This window comes from Rhodanobacter sp. OR87 (assembly GCF_000473345.1).
Lineage (GTDB): Bacteria > Pseudomonadota > Gammaproteobacteria > Xanthomonadales > Rhodanobacteraceae > Rhodanobacter > Rhodanobacter denitrificans.
Genome location: NZ_AXBJ01000003.1, coordinates 251,519 through 268,703, shown reverse-complemented (window position 1 = coordinate 268,703; position 17,185 = coordinate 251,519). Strand labels below are relative to the sequence as shown.

The following is a 17,185-nucleotide window of genomic DNA, read 5'->3' as shown; positions in this document are numbered from 1 at the left end:
TTACTCGCCCACGTTGCCCTGCAGCGGCACGCTCTTGTCGAAGTGCAGCAGGAAGTCGATGTTGTACATGAACGGAATCTGCTTGTCGTAGGCCACGCGCAGCTGGTTGGCGCCGCCGCTGTTGCGCACGATGGTGATGTTCGCCGGCTTGATGGTGGCGTCGTCGACGTACTGGAAGCCCATCTTGAACATCAGGCCACGGCGAATATCGTCCAGCGACTTGCCGTTGGTGCCCTCGGTGGCGACCTGGTTCATCGCCTTGACCACGCCCATGTACTCCGAGTAGGACGGCAGCAACTTCATGCTCATGTAGGCCAGGAAGCCAACGATGGCCATGATGATCAGGAACCCGATCAGGGTGACGCCGGACTGCTTCGATTTCATAGTCCCCTCGCTATGCCGCCTGTTCGGCGTGCCTGTCTGTGAATGGTGATCCGGGCATGGCGACCGTGGCCGCCCCCGCCGGCGTGCCGATTATGCCTGCGGATTCTCGCACTGTCGGCGGCCGCGCGTGCGCAGCGGTTCGATCCCGTCACGCTTTCGCCCACCGGCCGGCCGCGGCCGGCCTCAGTGGATCACCGTGCCGATGCGCGAGAAGTCCACGCCGCCGGTGCCCCAGCCCTTCCAGCTCATCCAGATCAGGAACGCCTTGCCGGCCAGGTTCTGCTCCGGCATGCAGCCCCACCAGCGGCTGTCCAGGCTGTCGTAGCGGTTGTCGCCCATCACCAGGTAGCAGCCCGGCGGCACCTTCGAGGGCACCCGGTCGTTCGGGATCGAATTGGGCGTGGTGTAGGCCGGCATGCGCGCGATCATGTGGCTGACCTTGCCCAGGTGCTCGGTCCATACCGTGGCGCCCATGTTCAGCATGATCTGGTCCACGCTGCGCTGCGGGTTGCCCACGTACGGGCCGATCTCCTCGGCGTTCACCCGCTGGCCGTTGACCCACAGCTCGGCACCGTGCACCTCGATGCTGTCGCCCGGCAGGCCGATCACCCGCTTGATCCAGTTCTGCGCCGGTACCGGCGCATGCGGGTCGTTGCAGCTCATGTCGCCGCTGCGCACCAGCGTGTCGCCGTCCTGGCACAGGTAGCCGGGGAAGCGGAACACCACCACGTCGCCGCGCTGCGGCTCGCCGAGGTCGACCAGCTTGTTGTTGAACGCCGGCATGCGCAGGCCGTAGGCGAACTTGTTGACCAGGATGAAGTCGCCCACGTCCAGCGTCGGCATCATCGAGCCGGACGGGATGCGAAAGGGTTCTGCCACGAACGAGCGCAGCAGCAGCACCGCCAGCACCACCGGGAACAGCGAGCGCGACCAGTCCACCGGCATCGGGTCGCGGTATTCCTCGCCGGCCGCCTCCAGCCGCGCCTTGCGCTTCTTGTACAGGAACAGGCGGTCCAGACCCCACACCACGCCGAACAGCACGGTGAGGCCAAGCAGAATCGCCGAGAAATCGAATTCCATGCCTTAACTCCAGGTTGCCTGACGGATCATCGCTGATCGCACTTGTTATTTGTCGACCTTCAGTACAGCCAGGAACGCTTCCTGCGGAATCTCCACGCGACCGACCTGCTTCATGCGCTTCTTGCCTTCCTTCTGCTTTTCCAGAAGCTTCTTCTTGCGGCTGACGTCGCCGCCGTAGCACTTGGCCAGAACATTCTTGCGCAGGGCTTTCACCGTGGAGCGCGCGATAATTTGGGCACCCACGGCGGCCTGGATCGCCACGTCGAACTGCTGGCGTGGAATCAGATCCTTCATCCGCTCGACCAGGTCGCGTCCGCGGCGGTCGGCGTGGCTGCGGTGCACGATCAGCGACAGCGCGTCGACGCGATCGCCGTTGATCAGCACGTCCACGCGCACGAACGGGCCGGCATCGAAACGCTCGAAGTGGTAGTCCATCGAGGCATAGCCGCGCGAAACGGATTTCAGCCGGTCGAAGAAGTCCATCACCACTTCGGCCAGCGGCATTTCGTAGCTGATCTGCACCTGGGTCGCCAGGTACTGGATCGAACGCTGCACGCCGCGCTTTTCCTCGCACAAGGTGATCACGTTGCCGATGTAGTCCGGCGGGGTGAGGATGTTGGCGACGATGATCGGTTCGCGGATTTCCTGCACCAGGCTGGAATTCGTCGGCAACTTGGCCGGGTTGTCCAGCATCATCGTCGAACCGTCGGTCTTGAGCACCTCGTACACCACGGTCGGCGCGGTGGTGATCAGGTCAAGGTCGTACTCGCGTTCCAGCCGCTCCTGCACGATTTCCATGTGCAGCATGCCGAGGAAGCCGCAGCGGAAGCCGAAACCCATCGCCTCGGAGGATTCCGGCTCGAAGAACAGCGCGGCGTCGTTCAGGCGCAGCTTGTCCAGCGCCTCGCGCATCGCCGGGAAGTCGTCCGACGAGACCGGGAACAGGCCGGCGAACACCCGCGGCTGCATGGTCTGGAAACCGGGCAGCGCCTTGTCGGCCGGCTTGCCGGCCAAGGTCAGCGTGTCGCCGACGGGCGCGCCGTGCACGTCCTTGATCGAGGCATTGATCCAGCCCACCTCGCCGGCGCCGAGCTTGTCCAGCTTCTTGCGCTTGGGCGTGAACACGCCGACGTCGTCCACCTCGTGGGTGCGCCCGGTGGACATCACCAGCAGCTTGTCGCCGGGCTTGATCTCGCCCTGCATCACGCGCACCAGCGAGACCACGCCCAGGTAGTTGTCGAACCACGAGTCGATGATCAGCGCCTGCAGCCGGTCGGTGTCGCGCGGCTTGGGCGGCGGGATGCGCGCCACGATCGCCTCCAGCACCTCGACCACGTTGAGGCCGGTCTTGGCGCTGATCGCCACCGCATCGGTGGCGTCGATGCCGATCACCGCCTCGATCTCGCCCTTCACCTTCTCGATGTCGGCCGTCGGCAGGTCGATCTTGTTCAGCACCGGCACCACTTCCAGCCCCATCTCCACCGCGGTGTAGCAGTTGGCGACGGACTGCGCCTCCACGCCCTGGGCGGCATCCACCACCAGCAGCGCGCCTTCGCAGGCGGCCAGCGAGCGGCTGACCTCGTAGGAGAAGTCGACGTGGCCGGGGGTGTCGATGAAGTTGAGCTGATAGGTCTTGCCGTCGCGCGCGGTGTACGGCAGCGACACCGATTGCGCCTTGATGGTGATGCCGCGCTCGCGCTCGATCGGATTGTTGTCCAGCACCTGCGCCTCCATCTCGCGGTCGGCCAGGCCGCCGCAGAGGTGGATGATGCGATCGGCCAGGGTCGACTTGCCGTGGTCGATGTGGGCGATGATGGAGAAGTTGCGGATCAATTCCATGGAGCGCGGGCGGCCTGTCGGGCTTGGGCTTGCCGCCACGCACCATGCGTGGCGGCGCATCGGCATGAAGCGATGCTAACCCGGTATTGTCGCACGGAACCCGCCAGCGCCAAGCACGCCCCCCGCGGCGCGGGGTACCCCGCGGGGTGTCATGCGAACCGCGGTTCGATCACTTGTCATCCGGCACGGTCAGGCCGACGAAGTTGCTCTGCTCGCCGCGGCGCACCAGCAGCAGCACCGTGCTGCCAGCCTTCACGCCCTTGGTGGCCGCCTCGAACTCGGCCACGCTGCCGATCTTCTGCTGGTTGACCATCAGGATCACGTCGCCCGCACGCAGCCCGGCCTGTGCCGCCACCGGCCCGGCGATGTCGCCGATCACCACGCCCTGACCCGGCTTCAGTCCGAGCTGCGTGCGGGTGCCGTCGTCGATCGACTGCACGGTCAGGCCCAGCGCGGCCGAGCCGCTGTGTGCCAGCGACGGGGCGGTGCCCTGGCCGTTCACCGCGTTGCGGTCGCGCGCGGCCTCGCTGATGGTGACTTGAAGCGTCTGCTTCCTGCCGTTGCGCAGGATTTCCACCGGCACCTTGCTGCCCGGCTTGGTCATGCCCACCAGCGGCGGCAGGTCCGAGGCCTGCTGCAGCGTGCGCCCGTCGTAGGCCAGGATGACGTCGCCGGACTGGATGCCGGCCCTGGCCGCACCGCTGTTCGCCGTGACGTCGACCACCGCGGCGCCCACACCGTTGTCCAGGCCGAACGCCTTGACCATGTCGTCGTCGACCGGCTGCACCGTCACCCCGAGCATGCCGCGCGACACGTAGCCCTTGCTCTTGAGCTGCTGCACCGCGTTCATCGCCACGTCGATCGGGATCGAAAACGCCACCCCGGAGTAGGTGCCGGTGTTGGAATAGATCTGCGAGTTGATGCCGACCACCCGGCCCTGCAGGTCGAACAGCGGACCGCCGGAATTGCCGCGGTTGATCGGCACGTCGGTCTGGATGAACGAGGTGTACGGCTGGTCGCGCTGGCCCAGGTTGCGGCCCACCGCGCTGACGATGCCCTGGGTCACGGTGTAGTCGAAACCGAACGGCGAGCCGATCGCCAGCACCCACTGGCCGGGCTTCAGGCTGCGCGAATCGCCGAGGGTCACCGCCGGCAGGCTGCCGCCGGCATCCACCTTGAGCAGGGCGATGTCGTAGGTCGGGTCGGTGCCGATCACCCTGGCCGTCAGCGTACGCCGGTCCTGCAGGCGCACGGTGACCTTGTCGGCATGGTCGACCACGTGATTGTTGGTGAGGATGTAGCCGTCGCCCGAGATGATGAAGCCCGAACCCAGCGAGGTGTGCCGCTGCTCCTGCGGCGACGGCATCATCGGCATGCCGAAGAAGCGCCGCAGGATCTCCGCCTGCGGGTCGTCCGGCATGCCTTGGCCGGGCATCATCTGCCCGCCTATGCTGCGGCTGCTGCCCTGCCGCTCGCCGTTGTAGCGGGCCTCGACGTGCACCACGGCCGGCGCGTTCTTCTGCACGATGCCGGTGAAGTCCGGCAGCGCCGCTGCGGCCGGCGCCTGCGCCTGCACTGTGCCGGCAGCGGCGATGCCCAGCAGCGCGCAGCACGCCAGGCTGCGCAAGATGGAATGGTTCATGACTCCTCCTTGGTTGATTTCGGTCGACACGCTTCAAGTGGATGGATGACTCCGGCGGCGCCGTGCCCGCTCCGCACGCGCACCACCGATCGACCCGGGCGGCGGGTCGATGGAGGCGGGAACAGCGAGAACGAGCCGCGGGCAATCACACGCGGACCCGTGTCATTGCGCGACGGCGGAAGCCCGGCGCGAGGTATCCGGGGCCACCGGTTGCTCCGGCTCGAGCAGCAGCAGGTAGCTGCCGTCGTTGTTGTCGAGCGTGCGGTAGCGGGGCATCGAAGGGTAACCGGACAGGCGCCGCGCATACGCCGACTGGCTCTGGCCGAACGGCGTACCGAAGGTCGCCGAGGCCTGCTGGCTGAGCAGTCCGGCGGAATTGCCGCTGAGCCATGGCGGCACGGCGGCCGGAGCGACCGGCTTGTTCGCCGGCGCGGCGGCAACTGCACTGGCCTGCCGGGCGGTCGACGCGGTCAGGCGTTCGGCATCGCCGGTCGGCTGGCCGATCATCAGGGCGGCGGCGGCCACGCTGGCGGCGATCGCGCCGCCGGTGGACCAGCGCAGCCAGTGGCTGCGCTGGGGCGACGTCGCGGCCGGCGACGACTCCTGTTCGATCGCCAGCATCACCCGCGCGGCAAAACCGGCCCCGGCCAGCGGCGGCAACTGCTGGTGCAGGCTGTCGCGGGCGATGTGGTAACGGGTCCAGGCCTGCTGCAGCGAAGCGTCATGGTCGAGCCGGCGCAGCAGGAAACGCAGCTGCTCCCTCGACAATTCGCCATCGATGCCCGCGGAAAGGCTTTCCCGGGTGTCCTGATTCATGCCTGCCTGCTTCATGTCTGATCCTCGCGGTCCGACAACAGGGGCCGCAGCTTCTCGTCGATCGCCTCGCGCGCCCGGAAGATGCGCGAACGCACCGTACCGATCGGGCAGCCCATCGCTTCGGCGATTTCATCGTAGCTGAGGCCATCCACCTCGCGCAGCGTGATGGCGGTCCGCAGCTCTTCGGGCAAGGCTTGGACAGTGGAAAACACGGATTGTTCAATTTCCTGGCGCATCAGCTCGCGCTCGGGCGTGGCGCTGTCGTGCATGCGTTCGGCGCCGGCCATGAACTCCGCGTCATCGGCATCGATGTCGCCGGCCGGCGGCCGCCGGCCCATCGCCACCAGGTGGTTCTTGGCCGTGTTCACCGCGATCTTGTACAGCCAGGTGTAGAACGCGCTGTCGCCGCGGAACGAGCCGATCGCCCGCCACGCACGGATGAACGACTCCTGCGCGATGTCCTCGCATTCGGCGTGGCTGCGCACGTAGCGCGAGACCAGTCCGATCACCTTGTGCTGGTACTTGCGCACCAGCAGGTCGAAGGCCCGCTTGTCCCCCTGCTGGACCCGCTCGACCAGCAGGCGATCCAGTTCGTTTTCGCCCGTCCGGGCCGTATCCGTCGTCAATGCCGTCTTCCGCTGCGGGAGCTGTTTTGAACTGAACGCGGCGCTCAGACCACGATCCGGCGCCCGAGTTCAGCATGCACCGGGTCTCGCCTCCACCACAACGTACAGCCTGTCGACTGCCTGTCGTGCCTGGCCCGCGCCCCGGACCCGTGCCGGGTCGGCTTAGTTATGGGGACGCCTGCCGCCGGCTCAAGCCGGTTCGGCCACGCGCGCCTCCAGCAGGCGTTGGCGCTCGGCCAGCAACTTGTCGAAACTGACCGGCGGCAGCGGACGGCAGAACAGGTAGCCCTGCAACTCGTCGCAACCGTGCTGGCGCAGGAACTGCAGGTGCTGCTCGATCTCCACGCCTTCGGCCACCACGGCACGCTTCAGCCGGTGTGCCATTTCGACGGTGGCACGCACGATCGCCTCGTCGTCGGGGTCCACCCCGATGTTGCGCACGAAGCTCTGGTCGATCTTGATGCGGTCGGCCGGCAGCCGGCGCAGGTAGTCCAGCGAGGCCGCGCCGGTGCCGAAATCGTCGATCGCGATGTGGCAGCCCAGCCGGTGCAGCGCATGCAGGTTCTCGACCAGGTTCGGCGCCTCCTTGATGCTGATGCTCTCGGTGACCTCCATCTCCAGCAGGGTGGGGTCCAGCCCGGTTTCGCGCAGCACGGCCGCCACGGTGTCCAGCAGCTGCGGCTCCATCAGCTGCACCGCGGACAGGTTCACGCCCAGCCGCAGGCGCAAGCCGTAGCGTTGCTCCCATTCCTTCGCCTGGCGACAGGCGGTGCGCATCACCCACTCGCCGATCGAGACGATCAGGCCGCTTTCCTCGGCCAGCGGGATGAACACCGCCGGGCTGATCATGCCCAGTTCGGGATGCTCCCAGCGCACCAGCGCCTCCATCCCCATGATGTCCTCGGTCTCGGTGTTGACCTGCGGCTGGTAGACCACGCGCAGTTCGCCGTTGCCCTCAGCGTGGCGCAGGCGGGTCTTCAGCGCGATGCCGTGCTGCTGGGCGTACTCCGGACTCACCTCGTAGATCTGGAACGTGTTGCGGCCCTGGTGCTTGGCCGCGTACATCGCCTCGTCGGCATGCTTGAGCAGGGTCTGCGCGTCGCCGGCGTCGTCCGGGAAGAAGCTCAGGCCCATCGAGGCGGTGACCTGCAACTCGGTGCCGTCCTCCAGGAACAGCGGCGTCTCCATCACCTGCACGATCTTCTCGGCCACGCGCAGCACGTCGTCGTTCTTCACGATATGGCGCAGCACGACGGTGAACTCGTCGCCGGCATAGCGGGCCACCGTGTCGGACGCGCGAATGCTGCCGCACAGGCGCTGGGTGACCGAGCGCAGCACCTGGTCGCCGGCGGCATGGCCGTAGGTGTCGTTGATCGCCTTGAAGCGGTCGAGGTCGACGAACAGCACTGCGAAGCACTCGCCGTTGCGGGTTGCCTCGCGGATGATGGTGTCCAGCCGGTCGTTGAACAGCAGCCGGTTCGGCAGGCCGGTCAGGGCGTCCACCAGGCCCTCTGCACGACCCTGCTCGCGGGTGCGGCCCAGTTCCAGCATCTGCGCGAAGCGTGCCGCGGCGCAGCGCAGTACCGGTTCGATGATGCCCATCTTGCCGAAACCGCGCCGGCTGCCGGCCAGCATCGCGCCGAGTACGGTGTGACGCTCGTCGTACAGCGGCAGTCCGGCAAACCCGGCCAGGTCGAGCTGCTGCAGCAGCGGGTCGACCGACGCCAGCCGTTTCGCATCGGTGCGATACAGGATCGGCTTGCCGCCCAGCACCAGCTGCAGCGAACTCTGCAGCTGCGCCGGCGGCCACGCCGGGGCATCGCCGTTCCACAGCTGCAGCATCTGGGCCGGCGCGTCGGCGCCGTCCTGGCGCGCCGACCATACAGCGAGGTAATCCAGCCCCAGCTCGTCGAACAGCAAGCGACCGGAGGCAGTCTGCGCGTCGACGCCGCTGGTCGAGGCGAAGATGCGCGACAGCAACGACAGGGCGGCTTCCGCCCGCAGGTCGGCGCGATCGCTGCGGAACATCAAGGCCAGCGCCTCGCGCCCGGCGTGCCGGATGCGCCGCACGCTGGCCTGGCCGGTGTCGGCACCCTGCGCCGACTTGCGCTGGCAGGGATACCAGCCGCGGTTGGCCTCGGCCAGCACCTGGTCGATCGTGATGCCCTCGAAACGCAGCACTTCAGCCAGCGGCAGGCCCTCCCACTGGCTGGCGTGCATGCGGCTGTGCCGTGCCACCGTGGGACTGACCTCGAGCAGGCGGCCGGTTTGCGCATCGGCGATCAGCCACTCGCTGTCGCCCTCCTCGAACACGTAGCGGTAGTCCTCGTGCGCACTGCCGTCGGACGTGGCGGCCAGCGGGCGCGGCCGCTGGCCGTTGCCGGCCTGCCAGCGCCGCCAGCGCGGCACCAGTTCGCTGCCGATCTGCGCGGCCGAAAGCCAGTCGGCGATGTCGGCAGGCAGGTCGGCCGCACTCAGCGTGGCATCCTCGCCCAACACCACGATCAGCGGCGTGTCCGTGCCGCCCGGCAGACGATGCAGTTGCTCGCAACTGATGCGCGCCTGCTGTTCGTCGCCGGACAGCACCGCCACGATCAGCTGCAGCGGCGGCAACGATGCGCGGCCCTCGAGCAGGATGGCTGCGTGCGATACGTCGCGCGCACTGTGGATCTGCGGATAACCCGCCTGGTCGAGCGCATCGAACAGGCTGCGGCGCAGTTCGCGCTGGGCGGCAACCACCAGAATGCCGGAACTCATCTGCGTGTCGGCCTCAGACCAGCCAGCGGCCGTCGCGCAGGCGCAGGCGGCGCGGCTGGCTGTCTTCGCTGCCCACGTGCGCCGCCAGTTCGCCAAGGTGCTCGACCAGCGCCACCGGCGCGTCGATCAGCACGACACGGCGCAGATGACCCTTCGGCGCGCGTGCAAGCTGGCGCAGCAAGGTGGCGTCCATCGCCGACAGCGGCAGCTCCAGCCCGAGCAGGAAGTAAACGCCGAAATGCATGCTCTGCTGCATGTAGCGCAAGGCGTTGCCCAGCCGCTGACAGTCCGGCACCCGGACCTGCGCATCGCGCAGGCTGCCGAGGCCGGTATCGGGTTGCCACAGGTACACCGCCTGCCCGGTGTGCCGGGCGATCGCGCGGAACTGGTCGATCAGGACGTGCACGTCCTTGCAGTCCAGCACCACCAGGCCGCTGGGTGCCGCCAGGATACGCTCGAAAATCTCGGCGCCGGCTTGTGGCGGAACGGAGGCCAGTACTGAGGTCATTGCGTCTCCGTCCTGCCGTGTCGGCGATAGTGCACTGGTGAATCCGGCCCGCTGGCAACCACCCGTGGCTCAGCCCATCGAACCATGCGTGGCCCATTGAACCACGACGGATGGCTCCGCGGTCCGACGGTCCCGCGCTGCGCCGTGACACGATCGGCCCGCCGCACCGCCCGGCTGGCCACGACAGGCGGTTTCCCCGAAGAAGGCTCGATTTCACACCGGCGCCGGTACAGGGTCAAGCAAGCACGTCACATCTCGCAATCACGGCGGCGGGACGGTATGGTTCAGGCCTCGACCACCACGCCTGTACGCCCATGTTCGAAGGATTGCGTTTCAACCACTGGAAGACCAGCCAAGGCGACGACGGCGTCGTCACGCTGACCCTCGACCGCGCCGACAGCAGCGTCAATGCGATCTCCCGTGCAGTGCTGGACGAGCTCGAACAGATCGTCGAGCGGCTGGCGATCGACAAGCCGGCCGGCGTCATCGTGCATTCGGCCAAATCCTCGGGGTTTGCCGTCGGTGCCGACGTGAAGGAATTCATCGAGTACGCGAAGCACGACAGCGTGCTGGAGAACATCGAGCACGGCCAGCGCGTCTACGAGGCACTGGCGCGACTGCCCTGCCCCACCGTGGCCGCCGTGCACGGTGCCTGCATGGGCGGCGGCACCGAGCTGATCCTGGCCTGCCGCCAGCGCATCGCCGCCGACGACGAGAGGACCCGGATCGCCCTGCCCGAGGTGATGTTGGGCATCCACCCCGGCTGGGGCGGCACCGCGCGCCTGCCGCGACTGATCGGCGCCACCGAGGCGCTGCCGCTGATGCTGACCGGCAAGTCGCTGTCGGCGAAACGCGCGCTGGGCCTGGGCGTGGTCGATCGGCTGGCCCGCGCCGACGAACTGCTGGCCGAAGCGAAACTGCTGCTGCGCCATCCCGCCTCGCGCCCGTTCGCCCGGCGCGCCAGGGCCTGGGCCAGCAACACCTGGCTGGCGCGGCAGATCCTGGCGCCGATGGTGTTCAAGCAGACTGCCGCGAAGGTGCGCAAGGAACATTACCCCGCGCCGTTCGCGATGATCGACGTATGGAAGCGCGGCGGCTCGGCCATCCAGCAGCGGCTGAAACTCGAGGCGCGCTCGGTGGCGAAGCTGGCGCAGACGCCGACCGCGCAGAACCTGATCCGCATCTTCTTCCTGCAGGAACGGCTGAAGGGCCAGGGCGGCGGCATCGAGCACGGCATCAAGCACGTGCACGTGGTCGGCGCCGGCGTGATGGGCGGCGACATCGCCGCATGGGCTGCGCTCAAGGGTTTCGAGGTGACCTTGCAGGACCGCGAGATGAAATTCGTCCAGCCCGCGCTGGACCGCGCCCGGGCGCTGTACGAGAAGAAGCTGAAGGCGCCTGAGAAGGTCGAGGTGGCCATGCGGCGCCTGCGTGTGGACGTCGAAGGCAGCGGCGTGGCTTCGGCCGACCTGGCGATCGAGGCGATCTACGAGAACGCGCGGGCGAAGGAAGCGCTGTACGCCGGCATCGAGCCGCAGTTCCAGGCCGACGAAATCCTCGCCAGCAACACCTCCAGCATTCCGCTGGACGAGCTGCGCAAGAACCTTGCCGCGCCGCAGCGCTTCCTCGGCCTGCACTTCTTCAACCCGGTGGCGCAGATGCCGCTGGTCGAGGTGGTGCGCCACGACCGGCTCGACCCGGCCATCGAAAAACGCGCGTTGGCGTTCTGCAAGGCGATCGGCAAGCTGCCGGTGGCGGTCAAGGGCACCCCGGGCTTCCTGGTCAACCGCATCCTGATGCCATACCTGCTGGAAGCCATGCGGCTATACAGCGAAGGCGTACCCGGCCCGGTGCTCGATCGCGAGGCGAAGAAGTTCGGCATGCCGATGGGCCCGATCGAACTGGCCGACACGGTAGGCCTGGATGTCTGCGCCTCGGTCGGCAAGGAACTGGCGCCATTCCTTGGGCTGGAAGTGCCGCCCGGACTGGACGAAAAACTCGCGGCCGGCAAGCGCGGCAAGAAGGACGGCCAGGGCCTGTACGTGTGGCAGGACGGCAAGCCGCAGAAGCCCGAGATCGACAAGGATTACGTGACGCCGCCGGACGTGCAGGAGCGCATGATCCTGCCGATGGTCAACGAGGCGATCGCCTGCCTCGCCGACGGCGTGGTCGACGATGCCGACCTGCTCGACGCCGGCGTGATCTTCGGCACCGGCTTCGCGCCGTTCCGCGGCGGCCCGATCCAGTACACGCGCAGCGAAGGCGCCGACAAGCTCAAGGCCAGGCTCGAACAGCTGGCGCAGCGCTACGGCGACCGGTTCAAGCCGAAGCACGGCTGGGAGCTTCCGGCGCTGGCGCAGCGTGGTTTCGGGTTGCCGGCCGCTTCCGCCGACTGACCGGTTTGCGATGACCGGCGTGAAAACGCCCGGCACGGCCGGGCGTTTCCGTTGACGCAGACCGGCATCACCACATCAGGTCGTCGGGCACGCCGTCATCGCCCGCGCCGGCGGCATTCGGGTCGACCAGCAGCGCCAGCTGGTGCGGATCGATGTCGCGTACCTGCTCGGCAATCTCGCGACTGACCAACAGATAGCGACCGCCCTGCTGCACCACGCCCAGTTCGCCGGCATTGAGGGCCGCCAGTTGCGCGGCATCCACGTGCACGCGGCGGATCTTGCCGCCGTATTCGAAATTGCGCGGCTGGTCGGCATCGGCCTTGTTCAACGCCTTGCCGTCCAGCAACTGCTGGATCTTCTGCTTGCGCTCGCGCCGCAGCCTGGACTGTTCGGCGGCCTCCCGCTCGACCCGCTGGCGTTCGCGGGCTTCGGTTTGTGCGCGCAACGCGTACGCCTTGGCCAGGTCGATGTCCTGCTGGCTCTGCCCCGACGGTCGTGCGGCGTGCGACGCGGCATGTGGCTTGCCGCCCTTGCGCACGGGCTTGCCGGACGACGGCGCAGCCGGGCGTTTCGGCTCGCGCGCCCGGTCCTGTTGGACCTGTTTGACGATGCCGCTCTTGAGCAGCTGATCGCGCAGGGAATCGGCCATGCGGGGGTTCCGTGATCGGTGGGCTGGATGGATCGGATCAGTAATGCGGCGGCGGCGGTTCGTCGTGCGGATCGTCGCCCTGCGCGATGCGCATCGACGCCATCTCGCCGCGCAGGTCGCGCAACGCGCGCTCCAGCGCGGCAATCCGCTGCGACTGGTCGGCATCCGCCGTGGTCAACGCCTGCACCGCCTCATCGATGAAGGTCAGCTTGACCTCCATCTCGTCGAGCCGCCGGGCAAGCATGTCGTTCGAGTCGTTCATCGCGATACTTGCAGGCTGCGGCCGCGGCCGATGCCGTAATAGGCCAGGCCCGCCTCCTCCACCACGAGCGGGTCGTACAGGTTGCGCCCGTCGAAGATCGCCGGCACCGCCAGCGTGGCGCGGATGGCCCTGAAATCCGGGCTGCGAAAGGCCTTCCACTCGGTGACCACCGCCAGCACGTCCGCGCCTTGCAGGGCATCCATGGCGTGCTCGCACAGCACCAGGTCATCGCGATCGCCATAGAGCCGCTGCGCTTCTCCGCGTGCCTCCGGATCGAACGCGCGCACCTTCGCGCCGGCTTCCCACAGCTGTTCCATCAGGCGCCGGCTGGAGGCCTCGCGCATGTCGTCGGTATTCGGTTTGAACGCCAGGCCCCACAGCGCAATCGTGCGGCCGGCCAGCCGGCCGTCGAAATGCCGCGAGATCAGCTCGAACAGCTTGCCCTTCTGCTGCCGGTTGACCGCCTCGACCGCACCGAGCAGGCGCGCCTCGTAGCCGTGCGCGTGCGCGGTGCGCTCCAGCGCCTGCACGTCCTTGGGGAAGCACGAACCGCCGTACCCGGCGCCTGGATAGATGAAGCTGTAGCCGATGCGCGGATCCGAGCCGATGCCCTGGCGCACCAGTTCCACGTCGGCGCCCACCCGCTCGGCGATGTTCGCGATCTCGTTCATGAAACTGATCTTGGTCGCCAGCATCGCGTTGGCGGCGTACTTGGTCAGCTCGGCCGAACGCTCGTCCATCACCACCATGCGGTCGTGGTTGCGGTTGAACGGTGCATACAGCTTGCGCAGCAGCGCCACCGCGCGCGTGCTGGACGTTCCCACCACGATGCGATCGGGACGCAGGCAGTCCTCCACCGCGGCGCCTTCCTTCAGGAACTCCGGATTCGACACCACGTCGAACTCCACCGTGGCCTGGCGCACTGCCAGCTCGGCCGCAATCGCCTCGCGCACGCGGTCGGCGGTGCCCACCGGCACGGTCGACTTGTTCACCACCACGGCGTAACGCTGCAGGTGCCGGCCGATCGTGCCGGCCACCTTCTGCACGTACTGCAGGTCGGCACTGCCGTCTTCGTCCGGCGGTGTGCCGACGGCGATGAAGATCAGCTCGCCGTGGGCGATCGCCGGTGCCGCCTCGGTGGTGAAATCGAGCCTGCCACTGGCGTGGTTGCTCTGCACGATCGATTCCAGACCCGGTTCGTAGATCGGGATCTCGCCACGCTTCAGCCGATCGACCTTGCCCGCGTCGATGTCGACGCAGACCACGTGGTTGCCCATCTCCGCCAGGCAGGCACCGGTGACCAGGCCGACGTAGCCGGTACCGAAAATGGTGACTTTCATCATCGTCGCAGCAATCCCTTGAAAACCGAGCCGTCTATTCTAACCGCTCAAACGCACCGCACGGCACCGCGCCGCCATCGGCGAAAACGCAGAAGGGCGCGAATCGCTTCGCGCCCTTCTGCTTGGTCAACGCCGCACAACGGCGATGGACTTCTGATTACTTGTCGGCCGGAGCCGCACCAGCCGGCGTCGGACCGGTCTTGACCAGGGTCACGTCGAAGATCAGCGTGGCATTCGGCGGCATCGGCGGCTGCGGCTCGGCGCCATAGGCCAGCGCTGCCGGGATGAACAGCTTGTAATGACCGCCCACCTGCATCAGCTGCAGGCCTTCGCGGAAGCCGGGGATCACGCCGGCCAGCGGGATCTTGGCCGCGCCCGGCGGATTGTGCTTGGCGGAGGCATCGAACACCTGGCCATCGACGAAGGTACCGGTGTAGTTGATCTCGACGGTATCGTTCGGGCCCGGGCGAGCGCCGGTGCCTTGGCTGATCACCTGGTACTGCAGGCCCGAGGCGGTCGTCTTCACGCCCGGCGCAGTCTTGTTCTTGGCCAGGAAGGCGTCGCCCTCGGCCTTGTTCTTGGCCGCCAGCTTGGTCATCTCGGCCTGGTACTTGGCCTGGATCTTGGCCATGAAGGCCTCATGCACCTGCTTGGCTTCGGTTTCGCTCATGGTCGGCTTCTGGCCGGACAGCGCCGCCTTCACCGCGTTGGCCACCGCATTCGGATCCAGTTCGTCGCGCATGATCGGCGGAACCTGGGAAGCAATCTCCCAGCCCACAACGTAGCTGGCCTTCGCCTTGTCGACGGTACCGGCAGCGCCGGCCGTCTGGGCGGCAGCGCCAGCCGTCATGCCCAGCGCAACGGCCATCGCCACCGCCGTCAGCGTGGGACGCAGAAAGTGCTTCATTCGTAACTCCCTCATGTATGGATATGCCGGCGTTGCCGGCCGGGCCCCCCCGATGGGGGCAGGCCTCGCATTGTGCGGTGCTTGTCCGGTCTTGGCAACGATTCAGGGTTCAGACCGTCAGTCGGGATAAAGGTTCACGCCACTGCCGGCCGGCCCCGCCGATCAGCCCGCGCCGCCCCCGGAAGGGCCCGGCTTCTCCAAGGTCTCCTTCAGCGCCGCCTGCAGACGCGCATGCATCTTTACCAGGCCGCGCCACAACACCACCGCCACCACCACGCCCAGCACGATCAGGGACAGCGCGATACCGCGGGGCGGCAGAATCGCCGAACTGAGCCCACTCACCAGCAACGCCAGCGCCAGCAGCGTCGCCAGCGGGATGACCCTGGCCAGCACGTTGCGGATGGCCAGGGTATACGAACCGGCAAACCGCTCGCGTATGCCGATCTCCGCCAGCAGCATGCCCAGCGCCTCGGCCTTGCGGTAGACCGCGATCAGCATGGGCAGGGACAGGAACAGCGCACCGGCCCAGATCAGCGTATGGCGCAGGTTCCGGTCGATGCCGAGCATCGAGAACCAGCTCCAGTTGTGCGTATTGATGTAGGCGCCAATGACGAACAGCGCCACCACCAGCAGCACGTTGATGCCGATATGCCAGAGCAGGCGCCGGAACATGGCGGCGATCGCCGCGTTCTCGTTGACCGGTTTGAGGTTTTCCAGCCAACCGCTGTAGCTGGTCGCCAGCAGCCTCAACGAGCGCGGCGTCACCCGGCGCAAGCCGTTCGCCAACCCGTCGGCCGAACGATTCATGTACGGCGAGGCGGCCATGCACAGCACCGAAACCGCCACCGCAATCGGATAGATGAAATCGCTGATCACGCCAAGCGAAAGCCCGAGCGTGGCGATGACGAAGGAGAACTCGCCGATCTGCGCCATGCCCAGCCCCGAGCGCAGCGCCGTGCGCGCGTCGTGCCCGACCACGAAGATGCCCAGGCTGCACGCCAGCGTCTTGCCGACGATGACGACCGCCGCGATGAGCAGCGCCGGCAGTGCGTACTGCAGCAACATCGCCGGATCGATCTTCAGGCCGATCGCCACGAAGAACAGCGCCGCGAACATGTCGCGCAGCGGTTCCACCAGGTGCAGCACGCGCCCCACGCTGCGCGACTCGGCCACCACCGCGCCCGCCAGGAAGGCGCCCAGCGCCACGCTGAAACCCATCCAGGCCGCGAGCAGGCTGGTGCCGAAACAGATGCCGAGCACGCTGACCAGCAGCGTTTCGTCGCGATCGAAGCCAGCCACGTAATCCACCAGCCGCGGCAGCAACAACAGGCCGAGGATCATCCCGACAATCACGAACAGGCCCAGGTGACCGACCAGGGTGAACGCGGTCTCCGCCTGCACCGAGCCGCCGATCGCCACCGCCGTGAGCAAGGTCAGCATGACGATGGCCAGCATGTCCTCGGCCACCAGCAGCCCCACCACCAGTTGGGCGAACGGTTGATGCCGCTGCCCGCTCTCCGCCAGCGTGCGGGTGGCCACCATCGTGGACGAGAGCGAGATGATCGCGCCAAGGAACAGCGCGTCCATGCCGGTCCAGCCGAACAGGCCGCCGATGCCGTAGCCGATCCACAGCATCAGCCCGACTTCGGCCACGGCTGCGGCCAGCACGCCGATGCCGACCTCGCGCAGCTTGCGCACGCTGAATTCAAGGCCCAGCGTGAACATCAGCAACACCACGCCGAGATTGGAGATGTCGTCGATCGTGCGCGGATCGCCGACCAGCACGCCCGGCGTGTGCGGCCCGATCAGCACGCCAGCCAGGATGTAGCCCAGCAACACCGGCTGGCGCATCCGCTGGAACAGTATCGTGGTGGCGCCTGCCACGATCATCACCACGGCAAGGTCGCGAATGAAGCCGATTTCGTGCATTCGTCAACTCTTCGAAACGACGCAAGTCGCTGCAGCTTAAACGAAGCACG

At 67.4% G+C, this 17,185-nt stretch carries 14 protein-coding genes; 1 reads left to right on the top strand and 13 read right to left on the bottom strand.

What is annotated here, in order from left to right:
- The 8 genes from RHOOR87_RS0104455 to RHOOR87_RS0104415 all read right to left on the bottom strand — a co-directional run bounded on the left by RHOOR87_RS0104455 (position 1) and on the right by RHOOR87_RS0104415 (position 9,652).
- Positions 1-384, bottom strand: coding sequence for a DUF4845 domain-containing protein (locus RHOOR87_RS0104455; RefSeq protein ID WP_027484356.1), 384 nt, complete (start codon positions 382-384; stop codon positions 1-3).
- Between the two features lie 183 nt (positions 385-567).
- Positions 568-1,464 (bottom strand): signal peptidase I, encoded by an 897-nt coding sequence (lepB, locus tag RHOOR87_RS0104450; RefSeq protein ID WP_027484355.1) that lies wholly within the window; start codon positions 1,462-1,464, stop codon positions 568-570.
- Between the two features lie 45 nt (positions 1,465-1,509).
- On the bottom strand, positions 1,510-3,303 hold the full coding sequence (gene lepA / locus RHOOR87_RS0104445; protein WP_007511281.1) for a translation elongation factor 4: 1,794 nt from the start codon (positions 3,301-3,303) through the stop codon (positions 1,510-1,512).
- Positions 3,304-3,472: 169 nt separating this feature from the next.
- A complete protein-coding gene (locus RHOOR87_RS0104440) occupies positions 3,473-4,945 on the bottom strand; it encodes a Do family serine endopeptidase (RefSeq protein ID WP_027484354.1) in 1,473 nt (490 codons plus the stop codon).
- Between the two features lie 162 nt (positions 4,946-5,107).
- Entirely contained in the window at positions 5,108-5,776 is a 669-nt protein-coding gene (locus tag RHOOR87_RS0104430; RefSeq protein WP_007511279.1) for a sigma-E factor negative regulatory protein, read from the bottom strand.
- On the bottom strand, positions 5,773-6,387 hold the full coding sequence (rpoE, locus tag RHOOR87_RS0104425; protein WP_007511277.1) for an RNA polymerase sigma factor RpoE: 615 nt from the start codon (positions 6,385-6,387) through the stop codon (positions 5,773-5,775). The genes RHOOR87_RS0104430 and rpoE overlap by 4 nt, the downstream gene beginning before the upstream one ends.
- 189 nt (positions 6,388-6,576) lie before the next feature.
- Positions 6,577-9,144, bottom strand: a complete 2,568-nt coding sequence (locus RHOOR87_RS0104420; protein ID WP_027484353.1) for a bifunctional diguanylate cyclase/phosphodiesterase — start codon at positions 9,142-9,144, stop codon at positions 6,577-6,579.
- Between the two features lie 13 nt (positions 9,145-9,157).
- The gene (locus RHOOR87_RS0104415; protein ID WP_007511273.1) at positions 9,158-9,652 is read right to left on the bottom strand and encodes a hypothetical protein; all 495 of its coding nucleotides are present in this window, start codon (positions 9,650-9,652) and stop codon (positions 9,158-9,160) included.
- A 314-nt stretch (positions 9,653-9,966) separates the two neighbouring features.
- Between RHOOR87_RS0104415 and RHOOR87_RS0104410 the strand changes: the two genes are divergently transcribed.
- Positions 9,967-12,048, top strand: coding sequence for a 3-hydroxyacyl-CoA dehydrogenase NAD-binding domain-containing protein (locus RHOOR87_RS0104410; protein WP_027484352.1), 2,082 nt, complete (start codon positions 9,967-9,969; stop codon positions 12,046-12,048).
- Between the two features lie 67 nt (positions 12,049-12,115).
- Here RHOOR87_RS0104410 and RHOOR87_RS0104405 read toward each other — a convergent pair whose 3' ends face one another.
- The 5 genes from RHOOR87_RS0104405 to RHOOR87_RS0104385 form a co-directional block, all read right to left on the bottom strand.
- Positions 12,116-12,697 carry a DUF2058 family protein gene (locus RHOOR87_RS0104405; protein WP_007511269.1) on the bottom strand — a complete coding sequence of 194 codons (582 nt, stop codon included), beginning with the start codon at positions 12,695-12,697 and terminating at the stop codon, positions 12,116-12,118.
- Between the two features lie 37 nt (positions 12,698-12,734).
- Positions 12,735-12,959, bottom strand: a complete 225-nt coding sequence (locus tag RHOOR87_RS0104400) for a SlyX family protein (protein WP_007511267.1) — start codon at positions 12,957-12,959, stop codon at positions 12,735-12,737.
- Positions 12,956-14,299, bottom strand: coding sequence for a UDP-glucose/GDP-mannose dehydrogenase family protein (locus tag RHOOR87_RS0104395; protein ID WP_027484351.1), 1,344 nt, complete (start codon positions 14,297-14,299; stop codon positions 12,956-12,958). The genes RHOOR87_RS0104400 and RHOOR87_RS0104395 overlap by 4 nt, the downstream gene beginning before the upstream one ends.
- Positions 14,300-14,456: 157 nt before the next feature.
- On the bottom strand, positions 14,457-15,206 hold the full coding sequence (locus RHOOR87_RS0104390) for an FKBP-type peptidyl-prolyl cis-trans isomerase (protein ID WP_007511264.1): 750 nt from the start codon (positions 15,204-15,206) through the stop codon (positions 14,457-14,459).
- A gap of 162 nt (positions 15,207-15,368) precedes the next feature.
- On the bottom strand, positions 15,369-17,135 hold the full coding sequence (locus tag RHOOR87_RS0104385) for a cation:proton antiporter (RefSeq protein WP_027484350.1): 1,767 nt from the start codon (positions 17,133-17,135) through the stop codon (positions 15,369-15,371).
- Positions 17,136-17,185 lie beyond the last annotated feature (50 nt).